This is a genomic window from Cytophagaceae bacterium (assembly GCA_016722655.1).
GTDB lineage: Bacteria > Bacteroidota > Bacteroidia > Cytophagales > Spirosomataceae > Leadbetterella.
Genome location: JADKIR010000004.1, coordinates 3,336,810 through 3,359,068 on the forward strand (window position 1 = coordinate 3,336,810; position 22,259 = coordinate 3,359,068).

Here is a 22,259-nt window from a genome sequence, read left to right on the forward strand (position 1 = left end):
CAAAGTTATGTTACAACCTAAAAGAACTAGATTTCGTAAGCAGCAAAAAGGTAGAATCAAAGGTATTGCCTCAAGAGGGCACCAAATAGCTTTCGGATCATTCGCCATAAAAAGTCTTGAACCTGGTCGTATCACCGCAAGACAGATAGAGGCAGCCCGTATCGGGGTTACCCGTGCAATGAAACGTGAAGGTCAGGTATGGATAAGAATATTTCCTGATAATCCCATTACCAAGAAACCTTTAGAGGTTAGGATGGGTAAAGGAAAAGGAGCCCCGGAATACTGGGTAGCAAATATTTATCCTGGAACTATTTTATTCGAGGCTACCGGAGTATCATTGGAGCTTGCTAAAGAAGCTTTAAGATTAGCCGCTCAAAAACTTCCGGTTAAAACAAAATTCGTTGTTCGTAGAGATTACGAAGCATAGTAAACAAATACTTCAATTTATTAAAGAAGATGAAAAAAAATGATTTAAGTGGTTTTACTGTGGATCAGCTAAAGCAACAAATCTCCGAAGAAAAAGACAGATTGGTGAAACTTAAATTTGCTCACGCGATTACACCTATCGAAAATCCTAAGAGGATTACTGAGACACGTAAAAATATCGCCAGACTTTTTACTGAAGTTTCCGGTAGAAAGTAAATATCATTCTAAAAAACATGGTTTGCATTAACCATTAATTTTATCCGAAAATGGAAAGACAAGTAAGAAAAGAACGTATTGGAGTTGTGACAAGCAACAAAATGCAAAAGTCTGGGGTAATTCAGGTTGTTCGTAAAGTGAAACATCCCAAATATGGTAAAATTATGCTCAAGACTAAAAAATTCATGTTTCATGATGAAGACAATACCGCTGGTATTGGTGACACTGTGAAAATTATGGAGACTCGTCCGTTGAGCAAAAATAAAAATTGGAGATTGGTTGAAGTTATAGAAAAAGCCAAATAATCTGATTATTTCAAAATAGTAAAAGGCAAAAATAATGTTACAGCAAGAATCAAGAGCCAATGTAGCTGACAATAGCGGGGCTAAGGAAGTATTGGTAATTAGAGTTTTAGGTGGTACTAAAAAAAGATATGCTTCTGTTGGTGACAAAGTAGTTGTTACTGTTAAACAGGCGTTGTCTTCTTCAAACATGAAGAAAGGTACTGTTTCTAAAGCCGTAGTGGTTAGAACTCGTAAAGAAGTAAGAAGAAAAGATGGTTCTTACATCAGATTCGAGGAAAACGCCGTGGTTTTACTAAATAACCAAAACGAACCAAGAGGAACCAGGATATTTGGACCAGTAGCCAGAGAATTGAGAGAAAAACAGTTTATGAAAATTGTTTCTCTAGCTCCGGAGGTACTTTAATCCCTTATTTAAATTAGTAATTAAATTATTACAATGGAAAGGAAATTTAATAAACAACCAAAACTCCATGTTAAAAGCGGTGATACTGTCGAAGTAATCGCAGGTAATAGCAAAGGTAAAAGAGGTAAAATCGTTGAGGTTTTGGTTAAAAAAAGCCGCGTGAAAATTGAAGGCGTTGGTTTGATCAAAAAACACATCAAACCTAGTGCTCAAAATCCACAAGGTGAGATTCGTGAAGAAGAAGGTACGATTCATATCAGTAATGTTATGGTTGTTGATCCTTCTACAGGAAAACCTACCAGAACTGGTAGAAAAGAAAATGAGGCAGGAAAGCTTCAACGCTATTCTAAAGCATCAGGTAAATTTATTTAATCTAAAAAATGTGGGTCGGAAATCCACAAATTGAAAATGGCAAGACTTAGAGATCAATATCAAAACGAAATAGTGAAAGCACTGATGGATAAATATCAGTACAAATCTGTTATGCAGGTGCCTAAACTATTGAAAATAGTCGTTAACAGAGGTGTCGGTGCAGCTACTGCCGATAAAAAACTTGTTGACAACAGTGTCGAAGAACTTTCTACTATCACAGGTCAAAGAGCGGTTCCAACCGTTTCAAAGAAGGCCGTATCTAATTTTAAACTTAGAGAAGGAATGCCTATCGGGGCTAAAGTTACTCTTAGATCCAATATCATGTACGAATTTATGGATCGTTTGACTTCCGTAGCTCTTCCACGTGTAAGAGACTTTCAAGGTATCAGCGAAAAAGGTTTCGACGGTAGAGGAAATTATACTTTTGGTGTAACAGAGCAAATTATCTTCCCTGAGATTTCAATCGACAAAATCAGTAAAATTCAAGGTATGGACATCACATTTGTTACTTCGGCCAATACTGATGCTGAAAGTTACGAATTGCTTAAAGCTTTAGGGATGCCATTTGCTAATAAAAATAAATAATTTTCAATTAATACAGAGCTATGGCAAAAGAGTCAATAAAAGCTAGAGAAAGAAAAAGAGAAAGATTAGTTGCGAAATTCGCTTCTAAAAGAAAAGCCCTTAAAGAAGCTCAGGATTGGAAAGGTCTAGATGCCCTCCCAAAAAATTCTTCACCAGTTAGATTACACAATCGTTGTAAACTTACAGGCCGTCCCAAAGGATATATGAGGAAGTTTGGTATTAACAGGGTTACCTTCCGCGAAATGGCCAGCAGCGGTTTTATTCCAGGCGTTACCAAATCTTCTTGGTAAAATTTTTTTTTCTTAATTTGAATTACTATCTTTGCAGCCCAGTTAGATAAGTCACGCCCGTGATACTGTCTGATGTTGGCTAAGGTATCCAAAAAATATTTAAAAAAAAGATGATTACAACGGATCCAATAGCAGATTTTCTTACCAGAATTAGAAATGCTATTAAAGCTAGGCATAGAGTCGTAGAGATTCCTGCCTCAAACCTTAAAAAAGAACTAACAGTTCTTCTTTATGACAAAGGATATATCGCCAGTTATAAATTTGAAGATGATGGTGTTCAGGGCAGTATTAAAATCGCCTTGAAATACAATCCGCTTACAAAAAAATCGGCTATTGTTAACTTGTCAAGAGTTTCTAAACCAGGGCTTCGTAAATACGTGAAAGCCGACGAATTACCACGTGTACTCAATGGTTTAGGTATTGCAATTATCTCTACTTCAAAAGGCATTGTAACCGATAAAGAAGCAAGAACACTTAATGTGGGTGGAGAAGTGTTGTGTTACGTATATTAATTAATTTTTAGTTGACCGCTTTAATAATTAAAGCCTTAAACAAGTATTTATGTCAAGAATAGGTAAAAAACCAATTTCAATTCCCGCTGGAGTTTCTGTCGAAGTTAACTCCGACAACCTTGTGACTGTAAAAGGTCCTAAAGGTGTTCTTACGCAGGGAATGGATCCCGATATGGGACTCACAATTGAAGACGGAGTGCTAACTGTTACTCGTCCTTCAGAACAAAAACGTCACAAAGCACTTCACGGTCTTTACAGATCACTTATCAGCAACCTTGTAGTAGGAGTAAGCGAAGGTTATAAAAAAGAACTTGAGCTTGTTGGTGTGGGTTATAAAGCAACCAATAATGGTAATGTGATTGATATGTCATTGGGTTATTCTCACAACATCTACCTGATAGTTCCTAAAGAATTGAAAGTAGAAACCAAAATGGAAAAAGGTAAAAATCCAATTATTATTTTGGAAGGAATTGATAAGCAATTAATAGGCTTGGTTGCTGCCAAAATTAAATCTCTACGTAAATCTGAGCCATATAAAGGTAAAGGTATTAAGTTTGTAGGTGAAGTAATAAGAAGAAAAGCTGGTAAAACTGCCGGTAAAAAATAATCAATAGTAGAATATTTAATCAATAAATATATGTCTAGTCTAAAGTCTGAAAGAAGACAGAAAATTAAGTGGAGAGTTAGAAAGAAAGTTAATGGTACCTCATTGAAACCTAGATTAACTGTATTTCGTAGCAATTCTGGTATATATGCTCAATTAATTGATGATATAGCTGGTACTACTTTGGCTTCAGCTTCTTCACAAGAACTTGGTCTTAAATCATTGAATGTTGAAAATTCTAAGCAAGTAGGTTTGACTATAGCTAAAAAGGCTATTGAAAACGGCGTAAACACTTGTGTATTTGACAGAAATGGTTATTTGTATCATGGAAATGTGAAAGCCTTGGCAGATGGTGCTAGAGAAGCTGGACTAAACTTTTAATTCGAATTAAATGAAAGCAATTAAAGTAAACGAATCAGAACTTAAAGAAAAAGTTGTAGCAATAAACCGTGTTGCCAAAGTAGTAAAAGGTGGTAGAAGATTTAGTTTTTCGGCTATCGTTGTACTTGGTGATGGACAAGGTGCTGTAGGTCAAGGTCTTGGAAAAGCAAATGAGGTAACAGATGCTATTTCAAAAGCCATTGAGGATGCTCGTAAAAATCTTGTGAATGTTCCTATTATCAACGGTACAGTGCCTCATGATATGATTGGAAAATATTCAGGTGGATTTGTATACGTGAAGCCTGCTGCTCCAGGTACGGGAGTTATTGCTGGTGGTGCAATGCGTGCGGTACTTGAAGCTGCCGGTGTACACAATGTATTAGCCAAATCTAAGGGTTCTTCCAATCCTCATAATGTTGTAAAAGCAACAATCGATGCATTGGTAAAAATGAGAGCTCCGCATGAAATTGCAATGCAGAGAGGAATCAAACTAAACAAAGTATTCAACGGATAATTTCCGGATAAATTTAAAGAGATGGCTAAATTGAAAGTTACTCAGACCAGAAGTCTTATTAAAAGACCAAAATCACAGAAATTAACAATGCAGGCCCTTGGCTTAAATCGCATTGGTAAGTCTGTTGAAGTTGAAACTAATCCTGCAATTGATGGCATGATTAGAAAGGTTAGTCACCTTATCACTATTGAAAATATTTAATTTTAGGGCAAACCGAGTAGTATTTACTGCGTAAAAAAGATTAACAATGAAATTAGAATTATTACAGCCATCAGAAGGCTCAGTTAGAAATAATACCAGATTAGGCAGAGGCCAGGGTTCTGGTGGCGGTCGTACTGCCAAAAGAGGTCATAAAGGTGCTAAATCTCGTTCTGGTTACAGCCAGAAAAGAGGTTTTGAAGGTGGTCAAATGCCACTTCAAAGGAGGTTGCCTAAATTTGGTTTTAATAACATCAACCGCGTTGAGTATAAAGCAATAAATCTTGATACTATTCAATCATTGGTTGAAAATACAGGAATCAACAAAATTGATCTTGCATTTTTGAAAGAACACGGATTAGTATCTAAATTTGATTTGGTAAAAATTCTTGGTAGAGGTGAAATGAACACCGCAGTAGCAATAAAAGTACACGCTTTTTCAAAATCTGCGATTGACAGTATCGAGAAAGCAGGTGGTAAAGCAATTTTATTGAGTGATGAAACTTCGCTTGATGATGTTCAGGTTGCGGCTGTATCAGGGAAGTCAGTTAAAGTTGCAAAAAAAGAGGTTGTTGCTGAGGTTACTTCAGAAGAAGCGACCGAAGTTGAAGCTCCAAAAGCCAAAGCTACAAAAAAGGTTAAAGCAGGTGATGAGCTTGAAAAAATTGAAGGAATTGGACCAAAAATAGCTGATTTATTCAGAAATGCTGGAATTGATACTTTTCAAAAGTTAGCTGACACAAATGTTGATACCATGAAAGAGATACTTTCTAATGGCGGTAGCAATTTTGCATCACATGATCCTTCAACCTGGGCTGAGCAGTCATTGCTTGCGGCTACTGGAAAGTGGGACGAATTAAAAGAATTGCAGGATAAATTAAATGGAGGCCGTCCTGAATAATTTTTCTTTATATGAAAAAATTAATTAATACTCTAAAAAATATTTGGTCAATCGAGGAGCTAAGAAACAGAATCTTAGCTACTCTTTTTATCATTGTTGTTTTTAGAATTGGTTCATACATAACATTACCAGGTGTAGATCCTAATAAATTACAGGATGTTACAGCTAGTAATGGTCTTTTGGGATTGCTAGATACCCTGGTAGGTGGTGCTTTCAGTAAGGCTTCCATCATGGCTTTGGGTATTATGCCCTACATTTCAGCTTCAATTGCAATTCAGTTGCTTGGATTAGCCCTCCCTTATTTTTCGAAACTTCAGAAAGAGGGTGAATCTGGAAGAAAAAAATTAAACCAAATTACCCGGTGGTTAACCATAATAGTAACTGCTACTCAAGGTTTTACGTATTTACGTACAACTATTCCTACTGATGCAATTACCATATCACAAGGGTTCTTTTACTTTACAGGAGTGATAATGTTGGTGGCAGGTACAATGATGAGTATGTGGCTAGGAGAGAAAATAACTGATAAAGGTATTGGAAATGGTATCTCTATGATTATCATGATTGGAATTGTTTCCAGATTTCCGGGTGCAATCTACAGTGAGGCATCGGCGAGAGGAGCAAAAGGTGAATTCCTTTTCTTTATACTTGAATTGGTTGCACTATTCCTGGTTGTGATTTTTGCTGTGGCAATGACTCAGGCTGTGAGAAGAATTCCTGTTCAATATGCTAAACAAATTGTTGGGAATAAATCAGTAAGTGGACAAAGACAATATTTGCCTTTAAAACTTAATATTTCTGGAGTTATGCCAATCATTTTTGGTCAGGCTTTGATGTTTATTCCAGCATTTGTTGCTTCGTTATTTGCTGAAAAGAGTGATTTTGCACAATCTGTAAATACGATCTTTAGCGATCCAACATCATGGCAGTATAATTTACTTTATCTTGTTTTGATTTTGGCATTTACATTTTTCTATACTGCAATTTCAATTAATCCTAATCAAATTGCTGATGACATGAAAAGAGGAGGAGGATTTATTCCTGGAATAAAGCCTGGTCAACCAACATCTGATTTTGTTGCTCAGGTATTAGACAGGATTACTTTACCAGGTGGTATATTATTGGCCTTTATAGCAATATTTCCTGCAATTGCCAGTCTTTTTGGAATGACTCAACTTTTTGCGGGTTTCTTTGGTGGTACATCATTGTTGATTTTAGTAGGTGTTGTTTTAGATACACTTCAACAAATTGAAAGCTACCTTTTGATGAAGAAATATGAAGGTTTGATGGAGAGTGGTAGAATTGAAGGACGTCAAACATCAGTGGTAAGCAGATAAAATTGTGTCTAAAAAAGTTATATACCTTAAAAGTTCAGAAGAGGCTCATATCATTAAAGAGAATGGTGTCATTTTAGGAAGAGCACACGCTGAAGTTTTAAAAGCAATTGAACCGGGTGTAAAAACTAAAGATTTAGATAAGTTAGCGGAAGAGTTTATTTTAGATCATCAAGCTAAACCTTCCTTTAAAAATTATAATGGTTTTCCAGCAACTTTATGTATTTCTGTTAATGAAGTTGTAGTTCACGGAATTCCAAGTAACAGAGAGTTAAAAGAAGGAGATATAGTTTCTGTCGATTGTGGTGTTTTTAAAAACGGTTATCATGCAGACAGTGCTTATACTTATATGGTTGGTGAGGTAGAACCGGTTACGCAAAAGCTATTGAAAGATACTAAACTTTCATTGTTTGAAGGTATACATCAGGTAAAACCGGGTAACCGCATTGGTGATGTGAGTTTTGCTGTACAGAACTTTGTTGAAAAACTTGGTTATGGTGTAGTAAGGGAATTAGTGGGTCATGGTGTAGGAAGGAATTTACATGAAGCTCCTGAGGTACCTAATTTTGGAAAGAGAGGTAATGGTGCCAAGCTTCAGGCAGGTATGGTAATTGCAATCGAACCCATGATTACTTTAGGTAAAAGATTTGTTGTTCAGGAAAGCGATAATTGGACAATCAGAACTGAAGACAAATCACCTGCAGCACATTTTGAGCATACTGTTTTAGTTACAAAAAGTGGATTTGAACTTCTTACCACTTTTGAGTATATAGAAGAAGTATTAGAGAATAAAAAGTTAGTGATAATTTAATATGGCAAAGCAATCAAATATTCAGGTTGATGGGGTTATTGTTGAGGCATTGTCAAACGCCATGTTTAGAGTCCAGCTGGAAAATAAACATGAAGTTATTGCCCATATATCTGGAAAAATGCGAATGAATTATATCCGTATTTTACCCGGAGACAAGGTGAAACTGGAAATGTCACCATATGACCTTTCCAAAGCCAGAATCACTTACAGATATAAATAATTTTTAAAGAGTTTATTATTAATTAAATAAAATGAAAGTAAAAGCATCAGTAAAAAAACGCAGTGAGGAATGCAAGGTCATCAGGCGGAAAGGTAAAATTTTCGTAATTAATAAGAAAAATCCTAAATTTAAACAAAGACAAGGTTAATATATGAGGATCTCAGGTGTAGATATTCCGGACAAAAAAAGAGGTGAAATTTCTCTTACCTATATTTATGGTATAGGACGTAGCTCAGCTAAAAAAATTCTTAATGAAGCTAGTATTTCAGTTGATAAAAAGGCTGGGGAATGGTCTGACGAAGAAGCTAATGCTATCCGTGCTATTATTTCTAATGAATTTCAAGTTGAAGGTAGCTTGAGGTCAGAAATTCAGCTCAGCATTAAACGTCTTATGGATATTGGCTGTTACAGAGGTTTAAGACATAGAAAAGGTTTGCCTTTAAGAGGTCAGAGAACCAAAAACAACTCACGTACCAGAAAAGGTAAACGTAAGACTATCGCTAACAAGAAAAAAGCGACTAAATAATTAAAATAACAGATCAGAGGTACGCATTTGCGTACCTGCCTTAATTTATATATCTTTCAAAAAATGGCTCAAGCTAAAAGAAAAGACAAAGCAAAAAAGAGAGTTGTTGTAATTGAACCTTATGGACAAGTTCATGTAAAGGCTTCATTTAACAACATTATTATTTCAGTAACCAACAGTACTGGTCAGGTTATATCCTGGGCATCTGCTGGTAAGATGGGTTTCAGAGGATCTAAAAAGAATACTCCATATGCCGCTCAAATGGCTGCCCAAAACTGTTGTCAGGTTGCATACGACTTAGGTATGAGAAAAGCTGATATCTTCGTAAAAGGACCAGGTTCCGGAAGAGAGTCAGCAATGCGTACTGTTCAAAGTGTTGGTATCGAAGTTGTAAATATTTTCGATATTACGCCTATGCCTCATAATGGTTGTCGTCCTCCAAAAAGAAGAAGAGTTTAATATATTTGCAAGTGGTAGTTTGGACATTGGGGCTACGCATTTGTTTTTACTAATTTTATAAAATGGCAAGATACACAGGTCCGAAATCTAAGATTTCAAGAAAGTTTGGGGAAGCAATTTTAGGCCCAAGCAAAGCATTGGCAAAAAAGAATTACCCTCCTGGTCAGCATGGTCGCGGGAGAAGAGGTAAAAAATCTGAATATGCATTACAGCTTCAGGAGAAGCAAAAAATAAAATATACTTATGGAATGCTTGAGCGTCAATTTGCTCGTATTTTCCATTTGGCGGCTGTTAGAGATGGCCAAACAGGTACTAACCTGATTCAATTATGCGAATCCAGATTAGACAATATAGTTTATCGTATGGGCATTGCACCTACTCGTAGAGCAGCCAGACAGTTGGTAACTCATAATCATATCTTGGTTGATGGTGAGGTAGCAAGTATTCCATCATTATTAGTAAAACCTGGTCAAAGTGTGGGTGTTAGAGAAAAATCTAAAGCTCAGGAAAACATTAAAACCAGCTTGAGTCTTAATTCAGCAAAAAAATATGGCTGGATTGAATTTAACTCCGCTGATTTCGTTGGTACATTCATCAATTACCCTGAAAGAGAGCAAGTTCCTGAGAACTTCAACGATCAGGCTGTTGTCGAATTATACAACAAATAAAAAAATCACCATCCTCAGCAATGAGGGTGGTTTCAATCATTTATTATGGGATAATCCCATAATTATTTCGTTAACGAAAATAAACAGCACAGTATGTCAATTTTAGCATTTCAAATGCCCGACAAAGTCGTAATGGAAAAAGCTGACGACTTTCATGGTTTTTTTGAGTTTAAACCACTCGAAAGAGGTTATGGGGTAACCATAGGCAATGCTCTTCGCCGTATATTGTTGTCTTCACTCGAGGGATATGCAATTACTGCAGTGAGATTTCCTGGTGTACTCCACGAATTTTCATCGATTGAAGGTGTTGTGGACGATGTAACTGAGATAATTTTGAATCTGAAACAAGTTAGATTTAAGAAAATTTCAGACTTTGTTGATAATAAAATAACTGTAAAAGTTAAAAATCAAACTGAACTTACAGCCGGTGAAATTAGTAAGTTTTCTTCTTGTTTTGAAGTATTAAATCCTGAGTTGGTAATTGCCAGACTTGATTCTAAAAAAGAATTGGAGTTTGAAATTATTGTAGATAAAGGAAGAGGATACGTTCCAAGTGAAGAACACAAAGCCAACGACCTTCCAATTGGTTTTATTTCAATCGATTCAATTTACACTCCGATCAAAAATGTTAAATATAGCATTGAGAATACACGTGTAGAGCAAAGAACCGATTACGAGAAACTATTACTCGAAATTAAAACTGATGGTTCAATTCATCCGGAAAAAGCACTTCAGGAAGCTTCACATATCCTGATTCAACACTTCCTTAAATTTACAGATGAAAACATGGTGTTTGATTCGAAGAAAGATGAGGAAGACAATATGGTGGATGAAGAATTCCTACACATGAGAAAACTTCTGAAAACTTCACTTCAGGATCTTGACCTTTCTGTAAGAGCCTATAACTGTCTGAAATCTGCTGATATCAGAACTTTGGGTGATTTGGCAAGATTAGAAGTGGCCGATATGATGAAGTTCAGAAACTTTGGTAAGAAATCACTTACCGAATTAGAGCAACTCATTGCTGATAAACAACTTCATTTCGGAATGGATGTTTCGAAATATAAGTTAGACGAAGATTAATATAGTTCGCAGTATAATTTTTCAATAATCGTAATAGGTGGGTTGCCTGACTGCGAGAGGATGACCAAACCGTTACTTACGAATTTTAATTTTTTATGAGACACGGAAAAAAAGTAAATCACCTGAGTAGAACAAAGTCACACCGTGACGCTCTTCTTTCAAATATGGCTGTATCATTGATTAAAGCCAAAAGGATTGAAACTACTTTGGCAAAAGCAAAATCTTTGAGAATGTATGTTGAACCTTTGATTACCAAATCAAAAGCAGATAATACACATTCAAGAAGAACAGTTTTTTCTTATTTGCAAGATAAAGAAGCCATCAAAATTTTGTTTGGTGAAATTGCAGAAAAAGTTGCAGAAAGAAATGGTGGATATACCAGAATTATTAAATTGGGTCAAAGACAAGGTGATAATGCTGTTGTGGCATTGATTGAATTGGTTGACTTCAATGAAAACCTACTTACAAAAGATGCAGCTGAATCTGAAGCTAAAGCAAAACGCTCTAGAAGAGGTAAAAGCAAAAAATCTGAAACTGTTGCTTCCGAAGCAGGAACTTCGGCTGAAGTTGTAGAAGAAGCCCCGGTTGCGGAAGTAGTGGAAGAAGCTCCTGTTGCTGAAGTAGTTTCTGAAGTTGCAAGTGCTGATTCAGAGAAAAGCACCAAAGAAGAAGGAGAGACTCCTGCTGAAACTGAGGAGAAAGCCTGATTAAAAAAGGAATATACAAAAAAGGAGACCCAACGGTCTCCTTTTTTTATTTCTTTTAATATCGTTTTTAATCAAAACTAAAGACTAATACCGGAATTTTTGTATCACTTATGATGGATTTGGTTTTGGAAGGATTGATTAAACCGTCAAGAAACCCCCTTTTGTGGGTAGTCAATACCAATAAACTTATTTTCTCTTCCTGTATTAAATCAACTATTCCCCGATGAAAAGTTTTAGCAGCTTTTTCAATGATTTTTATTCCCGAATTTTTAAAAGATTTATTTATTGAATTCAAAAATTGCGAATCAGGCCTAAGATTTAATCCATATTTCTCAAAAATATGCCCGATTATTAAATTATTCTTTGAATGTTGTTTCCATTTCAGAGTTTTTTCAATAAATTTTTCCTCATCATATTCCAGTTCTGAAGCATAACAAATTAGTTCGTAGATGTCCCCGTCATATTCTTCAGGAATAATCAATAATGGTGACTTTATATGGTTTACCAAATGTTCGGCAGTTGAACCAATAACCTTATCCAGGAAGCCTGTATGTCCAGTTTTACCCACAATCACCATTTCTAAATCAATGTCTTGTGAAGCATCTTCAATCATTGAATTTATGTCGCTATAGGAAATCAAAAAACTCGACTTTACGCCCATTTGGAGATCCTGCTCCACTATTTTTTTTAGATTATCTTCAATTACTGAAATTGTTTCAGTAAAAGTTTCTTCGATTAATCCTACAGGAATATTGGGGTCTAAAACCGGCGGAGTATAAGCATGTATATATTTTACCGAATGGCCATTATTTTTAGCAAGACTTAATCCGTATTTTCTGGCATTTTCTGAACCGGCCGAAAAATCTGTAGCTATTAGTATTGTTTTCATAATTTTTTGTTTTCAGAAATAAAGCTAATCATTTTGTTTGATATAAATAATGAGTTTCATACTATTAAAAAGATGATTTTTGGTATTTATTGTATTTTTATTTGGCTTAAATAAATAAAATTTAGAATTGGCAAAAAAATGGATTAACTTTGTTCTCCGATAAATTAACTGAATCGGAAATCAATCTTCAAATGAATTTTACCCCCCAAAATGCCATCCTAATGCTTCAGGATGGAACGATTTTCAAAGGAAAAGCTTTAGGCAAAATTGGAACTACTTTTGGTGAAATATGCTTCAATACCGGAATGACCGGCTATCAGGAGATTTATACCGATCCCTCTTATTTTGGCCAAATCGTGGTAAATACCACATCGCATATTGGAAATTATGGCGTTACGTTGGATACAGAAGAGGAATCTGATGGAATCAAGATAAAAGGAATGATTTGCAATGCTTATGCCGACCATTATTATTCCCGGACCACTGCCGATATGTCATTACAAGAATATTTTGAAAAGGCAGGTATTGTCGGAATTTGTGATATTGACACCCGGCAGATTGTGAGATACATTAGAAATGCCGGTGTAATGAACTGCATTATTTCGTCAGAAACTACTGATATTGCTGCTCTGAAGGCTCAACTTGATGCTTGTCCTTCAATGGATGGTTTGGAACTTAGTTCTTTGGTGAGTACGTCTGAATCGTATTTTCTGGGGGAGCCTGATTCAAAATATAAACTTGCAGTGATTGATTATGGCTGCAAAAGGAATATTTTAAGGAATTTTACACAGAGAGATTGCTATGTAAAAGTCTTTAACGCAAAATCCGAATTTTCGGAGATTCAGAAATGGAATGCCGACGGATATTTTATTTCAAATGGACCCGGTGACCCTGGTGCCATGGATTATGCTGTCGAGACAATTAAAAAGATACTTGAAACGGGTAAACCCCTATTTGGAATCTGTCTTGGACATCAATTGTTGGGAAGAGCAATGGGAATTGGTACGTATAAAATGCACAATGGGCATCGTGGCCTAAATCATCCTGTAAAAAACCTTATGTCCGGAAAATGCGAGGTTACTTCGCAAAATCATGGTTTTGCAGTAAAACCGAACGAAGCATTTGAAAATAAGGAAATTGAGGTGACACATATTAATCTAAATGACAATACGATTGAAGGCATAAGATTAATAAACAAACCAGCTTTCTCTGTGCAATATCACCCGGAAGCCGCACCGGGTCCTCACGATGCCAACTATCTTTTTGATCAGTTTGTAGGAATGTTGAATTAATCACGATAGCATGCAGTTTTTCAGCACAAACCGCCAGAGTCCGGAAACCAATTTTGAGGATGCTATTTTTCAGGGATTGCCGCCTGACAATGGCTTATATATGCCTGAAATAATTCCAGTTTTACCCGAAACTTTTTGGAAAAACTGCGATAAACTCACTTTCAATGAGATAGCATTTGAAGTTTCAAAAGCTTTTATTGGTGATTTGATCGATGAAAATACACTGAAAAGTATTCTTGAGCAAGCCTATGATTTTGATGCACCTTTGGTGAAATTGGATGAAAACATTTATTGTCTTGAACTTTTTCACGGTTCTTCTATGGCCTTTAAAGACTTTGGGGCCAGGTTTATGGCAGGGGTAATGTCTTATTTTCTGAAAAAATCAAATAATAGGATAAATATATTGGTTGCAACCAGTGGAGACACAGGTGGGGCAGTGGCTCAGGGTTTTTTTGGAAAAGAAAATATAACAGTTACGATATTATATCCAAAAGGTAAAGTAAGTGAGCTACAGGAAAAACAGCTCACAACTCTTGGAGGAAATGTAACTGCTCTTGAAATTGATGGGACTTTTGATGACTGCCAGGCTTTGGTTAAGCAGGCTTTTCTGGATCAGGAGCTGAAAGAAAAATTTGGTCTGGCATCTGCAAATTCTATTAACATTGCCAGACTAATACCCCAGGCATTTTATTATTTATATGCATTTTCAAGAATAAAATCTCAAAATAAGGAATTGGTATTTTCGGTACCATCCGGTAATTTTGGAAATCTTACTGCCGGATTGATTGCCATGAAAATGGGAATGCCTGTAAAGCAATTCATAGCAGCGACCAATCTGAATAAGGTCGTTCCCGAGTATTTATTATCAGGTACTTATAAAGCGATATCACCTTCCATTGCCACCATTTCCAACGCAATGGACGTTGGAAATCCAAGTAATTTTCCCAGAATGCTCGAAATCTTTGACAGAGATTTGGTAAAAATGCAAAAACAAATATGCGGGAAATATTATGACGATAACCAAACCAGGGCCGGGATTAAGGAATTAGAAAAGGATAAAAAGTATATCACCTGTCCTCATTCTGCCATTGCGTATTTGGGATTGAAGGATTATTTCATTGAAAATAAATCTGATGCGATAGGGATTTTTCTTTCGACAGCACATTATTCCAAATTTTTGCCGGATATGGAAGACACTCTTGGTTACCTTCCTGAAATTCCTGAGCGATTGAAATCACTATTGGATAAAACAAAAAATTCGGAACAACTGACTACCAATTATTCCGAATTTAAAGATTTTTTATTGAAAAATTTGAAATAAAATTACTTCAAAATAACTGCACCTAAAGGGGGAAGTGAAATTTCAATAGATTGATCAAAACCATGTACTCCTATTTTTTCAGTTTTTATATCAGGATTTGATATTCCTGAGCCCCAATATTCGGTTTTATCTGTGTTTAAAATCTCAATGTATTTTTTGTCTTTTGGAACACCTATTCTATAATTTTGTCTTGGAACCGGTGTCATATTCAAAATAATCAAAACTTCATCTGAAAGTCCTTTTCTCCTATAATATAATACGCAGTTTTGAGAATCGGTGGTGTCTAACCAGTCAAAACCTTCCGCACTAAACTGTTTGTCATAAAGTGCAGGTTCAGAAGTATAAACTTTGTTTAAGTCTCTTATAGCATTACTAATGCCTTTGTGGTTATCATATTCCAGTAAATGCCAGTCCAAGCTTTGTTTAAAGTTCCATTCTGCTGTTTGGCCAAATTCCCCTCCCATAAATAATAATTTTGTGCCGGGGTGTGTAAACATATATGCAAAAAGCAATCTCAAATTTGCGAATTTTTGCCATTGATCTCCGGGCATTTTCTCAATCAAAGAACCTTTTCCATATACCACTTCATCGTGCGACAGGGGTAACATGAAGTTTTCTGAAAAAGCATATACCGTACTGAAAGTGAGATCATTCTGGTGCCATCTGCGGTACATCGGGTCTTTTTCAAAATATTTCAGGGTGTCATTCATCCATCCCATCATCCATTTCATACCAAAGCCCAAACCGCCAAGATAGGTCGGTCTTGATACACCCGGAAATGCAGTAGATTCCTCTGCAATAGTCTGAGTATCAGGAAATGAACGGTAGATCTCTTCATTGATTTCTTTGAAAAGCGAAATGACCTCGAGATTTTCTCTTCCGCCATAAACATTCGGAATCCATTCTCCTGCATTTCTCGAATAATCACGGTAAAGCATTGAAGCCACAGCATCGACTCTCAAACCATCGGCATGAAAACGATCAAGCCAAAATAGAGCGTTACTTACCAAAAATGACCGGACTTCGTACCTTCCATAATTAAAAATATAGGATTTCCAGTCGGGATGATATCCAAGTTTGGGATCTTCATGCTCATAAAGTGCGGAGCCATCAAATCTGTACAAACCATGAGAATCGTTTGGATAATGTGAGGGCACCCAGTCAAGTATTACTCCAATGTCATTTTTGTGCAACTGCTCAATCAAATACATCAAATCCTGCGGAGTACCAAACCTTGAACTGGCTGCGAAATATCCGGTAATCTGATAGCCCCATGATGGCTCATAAGGGTGCTGCATTATCGGCATAAATTCCACATGCGTAAAACCAAGGTCTTTTATGTACGGCACAAGGGTGTCTGCAATTTCTCTGTAAGTCAGCCTCCTGTCATTGTCATTAGGGTCTCTTTTCCAGGAACCTACATGTAATTCATAAACCGAAACCGGGGAATTCAGACTGTTTTTATTTCTTCTTGAGGTCATCCAACTGCTGTCTTGCCACTCATACCAGGTGTCCCAAACCATAGATGCTGTTTTTGGAGATTCTTCCCATCTCAAAGCAAAAGGGTCGCCTTTTTCCAATTTTTGCCCTCCAATATTTGATTGGATAAAGTATTTGTAAACCTCACCATTACCTACATTGGCTATCCAGCCTTCCCAGATTCCGGAGCCGTCCCACCGGGGATATAGCTTATGGCTTTCAGTATTCCAGCCATTGAAACCGCCCATTACACTCACAAATTCCGCATTGGGAGCCCAAACACCAAAGTATGTACCGGTCACACCTTGATTTTCAACTACATGAGAGCCTAGTTTTTCATACAATCGGAAATGTCTGCCAGATTTGAAAAGACCTATGTCAAAGTCGGAAAGCAGTGAGAAAACTTCTACATTTTGAAAGGCAGGTTTGGCCTGTTCTTGTTTTTTTTTGCCCATTTTTTAAATTATCGTCAGTTAAAATATTCTTGTTTTAATAAAAGGAGTATAGTTTTTGATAGAAATTATTAATATTTTCGAGTCTTTTGGAATAACATTATTAAAATAAAATTCCAGAATTTTGTTATCAATTCCAGAATTTTCAAATATGAATACCAAAGTAATTTATTTTGAAAAATTATATAACAAGTTTCCCGAAAATATTTCAATAAATTAGAAATTTAGAATTCGTATTCTTAAATATTACTTAAAAACCCCTAATTTTGCAGTTTGAAATATAATTTCATGGAAATTAACAAGAACGAACAATACATCATATATAAAGTAGATGGAGTAGCAATGGATGATGCTCAGTCTGCTCAAATTGAAAAAAGTATAGCCGGATTATATTCAGCTGAAGGGAAAATAAATTTCATAATTGACCTTTCTATGGTTGAAAGTGTTTCAGAAAAGGCTCTGAATTTATTTGGGAAAGTACAACGGATTTGTGTGAGAGAGTCAGGGCTTTTGGTTTTGGTAACTACAAATGATGATATATTGGATTATGTTTCGGCCAATGCGGAAGAGTTTTTACTTTTTCTTCCTACAGTTGATGAAGCCATTGACGCGGTTTTTATGAACGAACAGGAAAACGATTTCAAAGAAGAAGAAGATGATGAGTTTGGAATAGAAGGAGAAAGCGAATATTGATAAATCCGAAAAAGAATTGGAATTAAAAGTTTTAGGAAGTGGCTCGGCTACACCCCAATTGGAGAGAAATCCGGCGGGGACGGTTTTAACAGTCGAGAATTTTCTGATTCTTATTGACTGTGGTGAAGGTACGCAATTCAGAATGCTGCAATATAAAGTCAAAGTTTCCAGGTTTAAGTTTATATTAATCAGTCATTTACATGGTGATCATTTTTTTGGGCTCATTGGGCTGCTGAGTTCAATTAATATGCAAAAAAGATCCGATCCACTGACGGTTTTTGGCCCAAAAGGATTGGATGATATCATTTCAATTCAATTAAAACATTCGGGCACAATTCTCAATTTTCCTCTTACCTTTCATATAATTGATACCGAAAATCCGGGCGTAATAGTTGATGATGAAATCCTGAAAATTAATACATTTCCGCTTAAACACCGAATCCCCTGTGTAGGTTTTAGAGTTACCAAAAAGACAAGTAAACGGAAAATTCTTTCAGAAAAACTTCCGGCTAATTTTCCGGTTCCTTTTTACAATTTATTAAAAAATGGCCAGGATGTTTTTGATGAATTGAATGGGAAAACTTACAAGAATTCGGAATATACAACTGATGGTCAGCCTGAAAAATCATTTTCTTACTGTTCGGATACCATTTTTGATGAAACTATAATTCCATTCATCGCAAATTCAGACTTGCTTTACCACGAGGCCACATTTTCCAATGAAATGTCGGAAAGAGCAAAATCCACGTTTCATAGTACAGCCGCTCAGGCTGCCACCATTGCTAAAAAAGCCGGGGTTGGGCAGTTGATTTTGAGTCACTTTTCTTCCCGTTATAAAACCATTAACCATATTTTGGATGAGGCAAAAGAGATTTTCCCAAATTCTAAACTTGCTGAAGAAGGCCAAAATTTAACTTTTTAAATTTTCAATAGTATTATTTCATTCATTTTTTTCGAAAAATGAAGTTTTTTTAATAATTAAGTCTATAAAATCAATAGAGTTAATATATATTTGAAGAAAAAATTCGGAATCGCAGATGCAGAGTTTCAGAACGGAGATAGAAAATCCCCTGGTAGAGAAAGATATTATCGACCTTGAACAGAAAATCAGGTTATTTAAGGAAGGAAGCCTTCATGAAGACAAATTCAGAAGCCTAAGACTCGCTCGCGGTGTGTATGGACAACGTCAGCATGGAGTCCAAATGGTCAGAATCAAACTGCCTTATGGTAAAATGACTTTCAGACAATGGGCAAGAATTGCTGATATTTCGGATGAATATTCAACAGGTAACCTGCACCTTACAACACGGCAAGACATACAAATACATTTTGTTAGCCTTGATAAGACTCCGGAACTTTGGGCTAAACTCGAACAAGATAATATCACCCTACGCGAAGCTTGCGGCAATACAGTTAGAAATGTGACTGCATCAGTAACTGCAGGAATTGACCCCAAAGAACCCTTCGATGTGACTCCGTACTGTCATGCGGTTTTCGAATATTTTCTTCGGAATCCTATTTGTCAGGAAATGGGCAGGAAGATCAAAATTGCTTTTTCAAATAGTGCTGAAGATAGTGCCCTGGTTTATATGCACGATTTGGGTTTCATTCCCAAATTAGTGGATGGGAAAAGAGGGTTTAAGGTTTATCTGGCGGGTGGATTGGGTGCTCAGCCCAGGATGGCTGATTTGGTTCATGAATTTTTGCCTGAAAATCAATTGATTCCATTCACCGAGGCTGTTTTAAGAGTGTTTGACCGACATGGCGAGCGGATTTCAAGAAGCAAAGCCAGACTTAAATTTTTGGTTCAAAAAATTGGACTGGAAGAATTCCTGAAATTGGTAGTTGAGGAAAGGATTGCAATAAAAAATAAAGAATTTGTCATTGAAACCAATTTGTCTTTGGCTGATGAAGTGTTGAAAATCGTTGAATCGGATATCGCCAATGACGGAGATTACAAACTTTGGAAAGAAACCAATGTATTTGCTCAAAATCAGCAAGGAAAATTTGGGGTTTTTGTAAGAGTGCCACTTGGAAATATCTCAACAGCGACATCCCGTTTTTTAATTGGAAAACTTCAACACCATATTTCAGATGACATCAGAGTAACTATCAATCAGGGATTGTTTTTCAGGAATGTTCCCGAAAGAAACCTGCCTTATGTTTTTGAAATTCTAAAACAAGCAAATCTGGCTGCACCCGGAGCCAATAGTGTTGCTAAAATCACAGCTTGTCCGGGAACTGATACCTGTAATCTGGCTATTTCTGACAGTACGAGTATTACTTATGAACTTGAAAAGGTGATCGATTATGAGTTTTCGGATTTGGTAAAAAATAACAATCTGAAAATCAAGATCTCTGGCTGTATGAATTCTTGCGGACAGCATGGGATGGCTTCTATCGGTTTTCATGGTAGTTCTTTAAAATCGGCCGAGAAGAAAGTTCTTCCTGCTTTGCAGGTGCTATTAGGCGGTGGAAATTTGGGTGATGGTGAAGGAAGAGCTGCCGAAAAAGTAATAAAAGTGCCTTCCAAAAGAGGGCCTGAAGTGCTAAGGGTGTTGTTCAGAGATTTTTATGAAAATCAAATTTCCGGTGAATATTTCAATGATTATTATGATAGAAAGGGTAAAAATTATTTCTATGAATTGCTGAAACCACTTGCTCAACTTGACAATCTCAGAGATTCTGATTTTGTAGATTGGGGTCAAAGTGAAGCTTTTGAAACGGCCATAGGAGTAGGTGAATGTGCCGGAGTGATGATTGACCTGGTTGGTACTTTATTTCTTGAAGCTGAAGAGAAACTGGATGATGCAAGAGGGGCATTTGATAATAAACAATGGGCTGATGCAATTTACCTTGCTTACAGCGGTCAAATCAATGCGGCAAAAGCATTATTGCTGGATATTGATGTCAATTGTAACACCCAGAACAAAGTAATCACTGAGTTTTCTGCAAATTTTGATTCGAATTTTGAAGAAAATGTTTTGCAAATCAATAAAAATGAGCCAACAGAAGAATTTGCAAAAACTTACATTTTTGTAGCCGAAAAGTTTGTAGCCGAGACCAAAAAACGTAGGGAATTAAATTTTTTAGCTGAAAAATGACAGACCAGGAAGAAAATATAAAAACCCCAAGACTAACTTTGTTAGGTGCCGGTTATGGTGATCCGGACCTGATAACCCTGAAAGCTATCAAAGCTTTAAGAAATGCCGATGTGGTACTATATGATGCATTGGCTAATGAGGAACTGCTTGAATATTGTCATCCGCTTTGCGAAAAAATATTTGTTGGTAAAAAGGGGCATCAAAGTGGTATCAGTCAGGATAGTATCAATTTCCTTATTGTAGAAAAAGCCTATGAAAAAGGCCATGTCGTGCGGCTTAAAGGAGGCGATCCATTTGTGTTTGGCCGAGGCAGAGAGGAAATTGACTTTGCTGAATATCGGGGAGTAAAATGCGATTATATTCCGGGGATATCTTCAGTTTTTTCTTTGGGTCAATTTAATATTCCTCTAACCAGTCGCGATTCGAGTGATGGGTTTTGGGTTATGACCGGCCACAAATCTGATGGCAGATTTTCAGATGATCTTAAGATTGCAGCCCAATCCAATGCTACATTAGTTTTTTTGATGGCCATGAGTAAGCTTGAAGTAATCAGAAAAGCTTTTCTTGATGAAAATAAAAATGAATTGCCATTTTGTATCATTCAAAACGCAGGAATGCCCAATCAAAAGTTGATTTCGGGAAAAATTTCAGAAATTTCCACTCTGGCTAAAAGATACCATATGACTAATCCGGCTATCATTTTAGTAGGTGAAGTGGCCCGATATGCCCAATTTTCAAAAAATGAAATTTGTCATAAAACACAAGATTTTATGATTAATATTTAAGCACTTGCCATTTCAAATTTATTTTTGCATTTTGATAATCTTTATGAACGATAGATTAAATAATTTAGATTTATTGGAAAGCTTCCGGGAAGTTCTAAGGCAATACCCCGAAGGCGTTGTTTTTTCTACTTCTTTCGGGCAGGAAGATCAGGTTATAACCGATTTGATTTTCAAAAATAACCTTCCCATTGAAGTCTTCACGTTGGATACCGGCAGGGTTTTTCAGGAAACCTACGAATTGATGGATAAAACCAGAGCCAAATTCAAGAAGGATATCAAAGTTTGTTTCCCGGATGCCAACGATATTGAAAAACTCACCTCTGAAAAAGGTTTTAATTCTTTTTACGAATCCATTGAAAACCGTAAAGAGTGTTGTTTTTTGAGGAAAATTAAACCTTTAAAAAAAGCACTTGCGGGAAATAAAGTTTGGATAACCGGTCTGCGAGCCGAGCAATCAGACAACCGAAGCCAAATGCAGATGTGGGAATTTGATGAAGCCAACGATATTTTCAAATTCAATCCTTTGCTTCACTGGACACAAGAGCAAATGGAAGGCTATCTGGAAGAAAATAAAGTGCCACAGAATGTTTTGCATAAAAAAGGTTTTATAAGTATTGGGTGTCAACCTTGTACAAGGGCAATTGAGCCGGGTGAACATCCTCGTGCGGGACGCTGGTGGTGGGAGACCTCACACAAAGAATGCGGATTGCACGGAATTAAATCATAATT

31 protein-coding genes are annotated in these 22,259 nt (G+C 36.4%); 29 read left to right on the forward strand and 2 right to left on the reverse strand.

The window, feature by feature from the left end:
- The first annotated feature begins 7 nt into the window (after window positions 1-7).
- The 22 genes from rplP to rplQ all read left to right on the forward strand — a co-directional run bounded on the left by rplP (window position 8) and on the right by rplQ (window position 11,515).
- Window positions 8-427: a 50S ribosomal protein L16 gene (gene rplP / locus IPP61_15075; protein MBL0326481.1), complete on the forward strand. Its 420-nt coding sequence runs from the start codon at window positions 8-10 to the stop codon at window positions 425-427.
- A 29-nt stretch (window positions 428-456) separates the two neighbouring features.
- Complete coding sequence (gene rpmC, locus IPP61_15080) at window positions 457-642, forward strand: 50S ribosomal protein L29 (GenBank protein ID MBL0326482.1); 186 nt, start codon at window positions 457-459, stop codon at window positions 640-642.
- Between the two features lie 50 nt (window positions 643-692).
- A complete protein-coding gene (gene rpsQ, locus IPP61_15085; GenBank protein MBL0326483.1) occupies window positions 693-947 on the forward strand; it encodes a 30S ribosomal protein S17 in 255 nt (84 codons plus the stop codon).
- A gap of 34 nt (window positions 948-981) precedes the next feature.
- Window positions 982-1,350 carry a 50S ribosomal protein L14 gene (gene rplN, locus IPP61_15090; GenBank protein MBL0326484.1) on the forward strand — a complete coding sequence of 123 codons (369 nt, stop codon included), beginning with the start codon at window positions 982-984 and terminating at the stop codon, window positions 1,348-1,350.
- Between the two features lie 33 nt (window positions 1,351-1,383).
- On the forward strand, window positions 1,384-1,722 hold the full coding sequence (gene rplX / locus IPP61_15095; GenBank protein MBL0326485.1) for a 50S ribosomal protein L24: 339 nt from the start codon (window positions 1,384-1,386) through the stop codon (window positions 1,720-1,722).
- Between the two features lie 36 nt (window positions 1,723-1,758).
- Window positions 1,759-2,307, forward strand: a complete 549-nt coding sequence (rplE, locus tag IPP61_15100) for a 50S ribosomal protein L5 (GenBank protein MBL0326486.1) — start codon at window positions 1,759-1,761, stop codon at window positions 2,305-2,307.
- 20 nt (window positions 2,308-2,327) lie between these two features.
- Window positions 2,328-2,597, forward strand: a complete 270-nt coding sequence (gene rpsN, locus IPP61_15105) for a 30S ribosomal protein S14 (GenBank protein MBL0326487.1) — start codon at window positions 2,328-2,330, stop codon at window positions 2,595-2,597.
- Between the two features lie 110 nt (window positions 2,598-2,707).
- Window positions 2,708-3,109, forward strand: a complete 402-nt coding sequence (gene rpsH, locus IPP61_15110; GenBank protein ID MBL0326488.1) for a 30S ribosomal protein S8 — start codon at window positions 2,708-2,710, stop codon at window positions 3,107-3,109.
- Between the two features lie 49 nt (window positions 3,110-3,158).
- On the forward strand, window positions 3,159-3,716 hold the full coding sequence (rplF, locus tag IPP61_15115; protein MBL0326489.1) for a 50S ribosomal protein L6: 558 nt from the start codon (window positions 3,159-3,161) through the stop codon (window positions 3,714-3,716).
- Window positions 3,717-3,746: 30 nt separating this feature from the next.
- The gene (locus IPP61_15120; protein ID MBL0326490.1) at window positions 3,747-4,094 is read left to right on the forward strand and encodes a 50S ribosomal protein L18; all 348 of its coding nucleotides are present in this window, start codon (window positions 3,747-3,749) and stop codon (window positions 4,092-4,094) included.
- A gap of 10 nt (window positions 4,095-4,104) precedes the next feature.
- Window positions 4,105-4,608, forward strand: coding sequence for a 30S ribosomal protein S5 (rpsE, locus tag IPP61_15125; GenBank protein ID MBL0326491.1), 504 nt, complete (start codon window positions 4,105-4,107; stop codon window positions 4,606-4,608).
- Window positions 4,609-4,629: 21 nt separating this feature from the next.
- The gene (gene rpmD, locus IPP61_15130; protein MBL0326492.1) at window positions 4,630-4,809 is read left to right on the forward strand and encodes a 50S ribosomal protein L30; all 180 of its coding nucleotides are present in this window, start codon (window positions 4,630-4,632) and stop codon (window positions 4,807-4,809) included.
- A 46-nt stretch (window positions 4,810-4,855) separates the two neighbouring features.
- On the forward strand, window positions 4,856-5,707 hold the full coding sequence (gene rplO, locus IPP61_15135) for a 50S ribosomal protein L15 (GenBank protein MBL0326493.1): 852 nt from the start codon (window positions 4,856-4,858) through the stop codon (window positions 5,705-5,707).
- Between the two features lie 11 nt (window positions 5,708-5,718).
- A complete protein-coding gene (gene secY / locus IPP61_15140; GenBank protein MBL0326494.1) occupies window positions 5,719-7,044 on the forward strand; it encodes a preprotein translocase subunit SecY in 1,326 nt (441 codons plus the stop codon).
- A gap of 4 nt (window positions 7,045-7,048) precedes the next feature.
- Complete coding sequence (gene map / locus IPP61_15145; protein ID MBL0326495.1) at window positions 7,049-7,852, forward strand: type I methionyl aminopeptidase; 804 nt, start codon at window positions 7,049-7,051, stop codon at window positions 7,850-7,852.
- A 1-nt stretch (window position 7,853) separates the two neighbouring features.
- The gene (gene infA, locus IPP61_15150) at window positions 7,854-8,072 is read left to right on the forward strand and encodes a translation initiation factor IF-1 (GenBank protein MBL0326496.1); all 219 of its coding nucleotides are present in this window, start codon (window positions 7,854-7,856) and stop codon (window positions 8,070-8,072) included.
- 31 nt (window positions 8,073-8,103) lie between these two features.
- On the forward strand, window positions 8,104-8,220 hold the full coding sequence (rpmJ, locus tag IPP61_15155; protein ID MBL0326497.1) for a 50S ribosomal protein L36: 117 nt from the start codon (window positions 8,104-8,106) through the stop codon (window positions 8,218-8,220).
- Between the two features lie 3 nt (window positions 8,221-8,223).
- Window positions 8,224-8,598, forward strand: a complete 375-nt coding sequence (rpsM, locus tag IPP61_15160; GenBank protein MBL0326498.1) for a 30S ribosomal protein S13 — start codon at window positions 8,224-8,226, stop codon at window positions 8,596-8,598.
- A gap of 63 nt (window positions 8,599-8,661) precedes the next feature.
- The gene (gene rpsK / locus IPP61_15165; GenBank protein ID MBL0326499.1) at window positions 8,662-9,057 is read left to right on the forward strand and encodes a 30S ribosomal protein S11; all 396 of its coding nucleotides are present in this window, start codon (window positions 8,662-8,664) and stop codon (window positions 9,055-9,057) included.
- Between the two features lie 62 nt (window positions 9,058-9,119).
- Complete coding sequence (rpsD, locus tag IPP61_15170; GenBank protein MBL0326500.1) at window positions 9,120-9,725, forward strand: 30S ribosomal protein S4; 606 nt, start codon at window positions 9,120-9,122, stop codon at window positions 9,723-9,725.
- Between the two features lie 93 nt (window positions 9,726-9,818).
- Window positions 9,819-10,808, forward strand: a complete 990-nt coding sequence (locus IPP61_15175) for a DNA-directed RNA polymerase subunit alpha (GenBank protein MBL0326501.1) — start codon at window positions 9,819-9,821, stop codon at window positions 10,806-10,808.
- Window positions 10,809-10,903: 95 nt separating this feature from the next.
- Window positions 10,904-11,515, forward strand: a complete 612-nt coding sequence (gene rplQ / locus IPP61_15180; protein ID MBL0326502.1) for a 50S ribosomal protein L17 — start codon at window positions 10,904-10,906, stop codon at window positions 11,513-11,515.
- Window positions 11,516-11,582: 67 nt separating this feature from the next.
- Here rplQ and IPP61_15185 read toward each other — a convergent pair whose 3' ends face one another.
- Window positions 11,583-12,404 (reverse strand): universal stress protein, encoded by an 822-nt coding sequence (locus IPP61_15185; GenBank protein MBL0326503.1) that lies wholly within the window; start codon window positions 12,402-12,404, stop codon window positions 11,583-11,585.
- Between the two features lie 191 nt (window positions 12,405-12,595).
- Here IPP61_15185 and carA point away from each other — a divergent pair, with 191 nt between their 5' ends.
- A complete protein-coding gene (gene carA / locus IPP61_15190) occupies window positions 12,596-13,696 on the forward strand; it encodes a glutamine-hydrolyzing carbamoyl-phosphate synthase small subunit (GenBank protein ID MBL0326504.1) in 1,101 nt (366 codons plus the stop codon).
- Between the two features lie 10 nt (window positions 13,697-13,706).
- Complete coding sequence (thrC, locus tag IPP61_15195) at window positions 13,707-15,017, forward strand: threonine synthase (protein ID MBL0326505.1); 1,311 nt, start codon at window positions 13,707-13,709, stop codon at window positions 15,015-15,017.
- A 2-nt stretch (window positions 15,018-15,019) separates the two neighbouring features.
- Here the strand turns inward: thrC and glgB are convergent, their stop codons facing one another.
- On the reverse strand, window positions 15,020-16,951 hold the full coding sequence (gene glgB, locus IPP61_15200; GenBank protein ID MBL0326506.1) for a 1,4-alpha-glucan branching protein GlgB: 1,932 nt from the start codon (window positions 16,949-16,951) through the stop codon (window positions 15,020-15,022).
- Window positions 16,952-17,236: 285 nt separating this feature from the next.
- Here glgB and IPP61_15205 point away from each other — a divergent pair, with 285 nt between their 5' ends.
- The 5 genes from IPP61_15205 (at window position 17,237) to IPP61_15225 (ending at window position 22,257) form a co-directional block, all read left to right on the forward strand.
- The gene (locus IPP61_15205; protein MBL0326507.1) at window positions 17,237-17,641 is read left to right on the forward strand and encodes an anti-anti-sigma factor; all 405 of its coding nucleotides are present in this window, start codon (window positions 17,237-17,239) and stop codon (window positions 17,639-17,641) included.
- Window positions 17,642-17,657: 16 nt separating this feature from the next.
- Window positions 17,658-18,563 carry a ribonuclease Z gene (locus IPP61_15210; GenBank protein MBL0326508.1) on the forward strand — a complete coding sequence of 302 codons (906 nt, stop codon included), beginning with the start codon at window positions 17,658-17,660 and terminating at the stop codon, window positions 18,561-18,563.
- A gap of 115 nt (window positions 18,564-18,678) precedes the next feature.
- Window positions 18,679-20,745 (forward strand): nitrite reductase, encoded by a 2,067-nt coding sequence (locus IPP61_15215; protein ID MBL0326509.1) that lies wholly within the window; start codon window positions 18,679-18,681, stop codon window positions 20,743-20,745.
- A complete protein-coding gene (cobA, locus tag IPP61_15220; GenBank protein ID MBL0326510.1) occupies window positions 20,742-21,530 on the forward strand; it encodes a uroporphyrinogen-III C-methyltransferase in 789 nt (262 codons plus the stop codon). Before IPP61_15215 ends, cobA begins: the two co-directional genes overlap by 4 nt.
- Before the next feature lie 43 nt (window positions 21,531-21,573).
- Window positions 21,574-22,257, forward strand: a complete 684-nt coding sequence (locus IPP61_15225) for a phosphoadenylyl-sulfate reductase (GenBank protein MBL0326511.1) — start codon at window positions 21,574-21,576, stop codon at window positions 22,255-22,257.
- Window positions 22,258-22,259 lie beyond the last annotated feature (2 nt).

What these genes read in the sequence shown, in the direction of transcription:
- rplP (MBL0326481.1), top strand. Translation starts at nt 8, where the DNA reads ATGTTACAACCTAAAAGAACTAGATTTCGTAAGCAGCAAAAAGGTAGA.
- rpmC (MBL0326482.1), top strand. Translation starts at nt 457, where the DNA reads ATGAAAAAAAATGATTTAAGTGGTTTTACTGTGGATCAGCTAAAGCAA.
- rpsQ (MBL0326483.1), top strand. Translation starts at nt 693, where the DNA reads ATGGAAAGACAAGTAAGAAAAGAACGTATTGGAGTTGTGACAAGCAAC.
- rplN (MBL0326484.1), top strand. Translation starts at nt 982, where the DNA reads ATGTTACAGCAAGAATCAAGAGCCAATGTAGCTGACAATAGCGGGGCT.
- rplX (MBL0326485.1), top strand. Translation starts at nt 1,384, where the DNA reads ATGGAAAGGAAATTTAATAAACAACCAAAACTCCATGTTAAAAGCGGT.
- rplE (MBL0326486.1), top strand. Translation starts at nt 1,759, where the DNA reads ATGGCAAGACTTAGAGATCAATATCAAAACGAAATAGTGAAAGCACTG.
- rpsN (MBL0326487.1), top strand. Translation starts at nt 2,328, where the DNA reads ATGGCAAAAGAGTCAATAAAAGCTAGAGAAAGAAAAAGAGAAAGATTA.
- rpsH (MBL0326488.1), top strand. Translation starts at nt 2,708, where the DNA reads ATGATTACAACGGATCCAATAGCAGATTTTCTTACCAGAATTAGAAAT.
- rplF (MBL0326489.1), top strand. Translation starts at nt 3,159, where the DNA reads ATGTCAAGAATAGGTAAAAAACCAATTTCAATTCCCGCTGGAGTTTCT.
- IPP61_15120 (MBL0326490.1), top strand. Translation starts at nt 3,747, where the DNA reads ATGTCTAGTCTAAAGTCTGAAAGAAGACAGAAAATTAAGTGGAGAGTT.
- rpsE (MBL0326491.1), top strand. Translation starts at nt 4,105, where the DNA reads ATGAAAGCAATTAAAGTAAACGAATCAGAACTTAAAGAAAAAGTTGTA.
- rpmD (MBL0326492.1), top strand. Translation starts at nt 4,630, where the DNA reads ATGGCTAAATTGAAAGTTACTCAGACCAGAAGTCTTATTAAAAGACCA.
- rplO (MBL0326493.1), top strand. Translation starts at nt 4,856, where the DNA reads ATGAAATTAGAATTATTACAGCCATCAGAAGGCTCAGTTAGAAATAAT.
- secY (MBL0326494.1), top strand. Translation starts at nt 5,719, where the DNA reads ATGAAAAAATTAATTAATACTCTAAAAAATATTTGGTCAATCGAGGAG.
- infA (MBL0326496.1), top strand. Translation starts at nt 7,854, where the DNA reads ATGGCAAAGCAATCAAATATTCAGGTTGATGGGGTTATTGTTGAGGCA.
- rpmJ (MBL0326497.1), top strand. Translation starts at nt 8,104, where the DNA reads ATGAAAGTAAAAGCATCAGTAAAAAAACGCAGTGAGGAATGCAAGGTC.
- rpsM (MBL0326498.1), top strand. Translation starts at nt 8,224, where the DNA reads ATGAGGATCTCAGGTGTAGATATTCCGGACAAAAAAAGAGGTGAAATT.
- rpsK (MBL0326499.1), top strand. Translation starts at nt 8,662, where the DNA reads ATGGCTCAAGCTAAAAGAAAAGACAAAGCAAAAAAGAGAGTTGTTGTA.
- rpsD (MBL0326500.1), top strand. Translation starts at nt 9,120, where the DNA reads ATGGCAAGATACACAGGTCCGAAATCTAAGATTTCAAGAAAGTTTGGG.
- IPP61_15175 (MBL0326501.1), top strand. Translation starts at nt 9,819, where the DNA reads ATGTCAATTTTAGCATTTCAAATGCCCGACAAAGTCGTAATGGAAAAA.
- rplQ (MBL0326502.1), top strand. Translation starts at nt 10,904, where the DNA reads ATGAGACACGGAAAAAAAGTAAATCACCTGAGTAGAACAAAGTCACAC.
- IPP61_15185 (MBL0326503.1), bottom strand. Translation starts at nt 12,404, where the DNA reads ATGAAAACAATACTAATAGCTACAGATTTTTCGGCCGGTTCAGAAAAT.
- carA (MBL0326504.1), top strand. Translation starts at nt 12,596, where the DNA reads ATGAATTTTACCCCCCAAAATGCCATCCTAATGCTTCAGGATGGAACG.
- thrC (MBL0326505.1), top strand. Translation starts at nt 13,707, where the DNA reads ATGCAGTTTTTCAGCACAAACCGCCAGAGTCCGGAAACCAATTTTGAG.
- glgB (MBL0326506.1), bottom strand. Translation starts at nt 16,951, where the DNA reads ATGGGCAAAAAAAAACAAGAACAGGCCAAACCTGCCTTTCAAAATGTA.
- IPP61_15205 (MBL0326507.1), top strand. Translation starts at nt 17,237, where the DNA reads ATGGAAATTAACAAGAACGAACAATACATCATATATAAAGTAGATGGA.
- IPP61_15215 (MBL0326509.1), top strand. Translation starts at nt 18,679, where the DNA reads ATGCAGAGTTTCAGAACGGAGATAGAAAATCCCCTGGTAGAGAAAGAT.
- cobA (MBL0326510.1), top strand. Translation starts at nt 20,742, where the DNA reads ATGACAGACCAGGAAGAAAATATAAAAACCCCAAGACTAACTTTGTTA.
- IPP61_15225 (MBL0326511.1), top strand. Translation starts at nt 21,574, where the DNA reads ATGAACGATAGATTAAATAATTTAGATTTATTGGAAAGCTTCCGGGAA.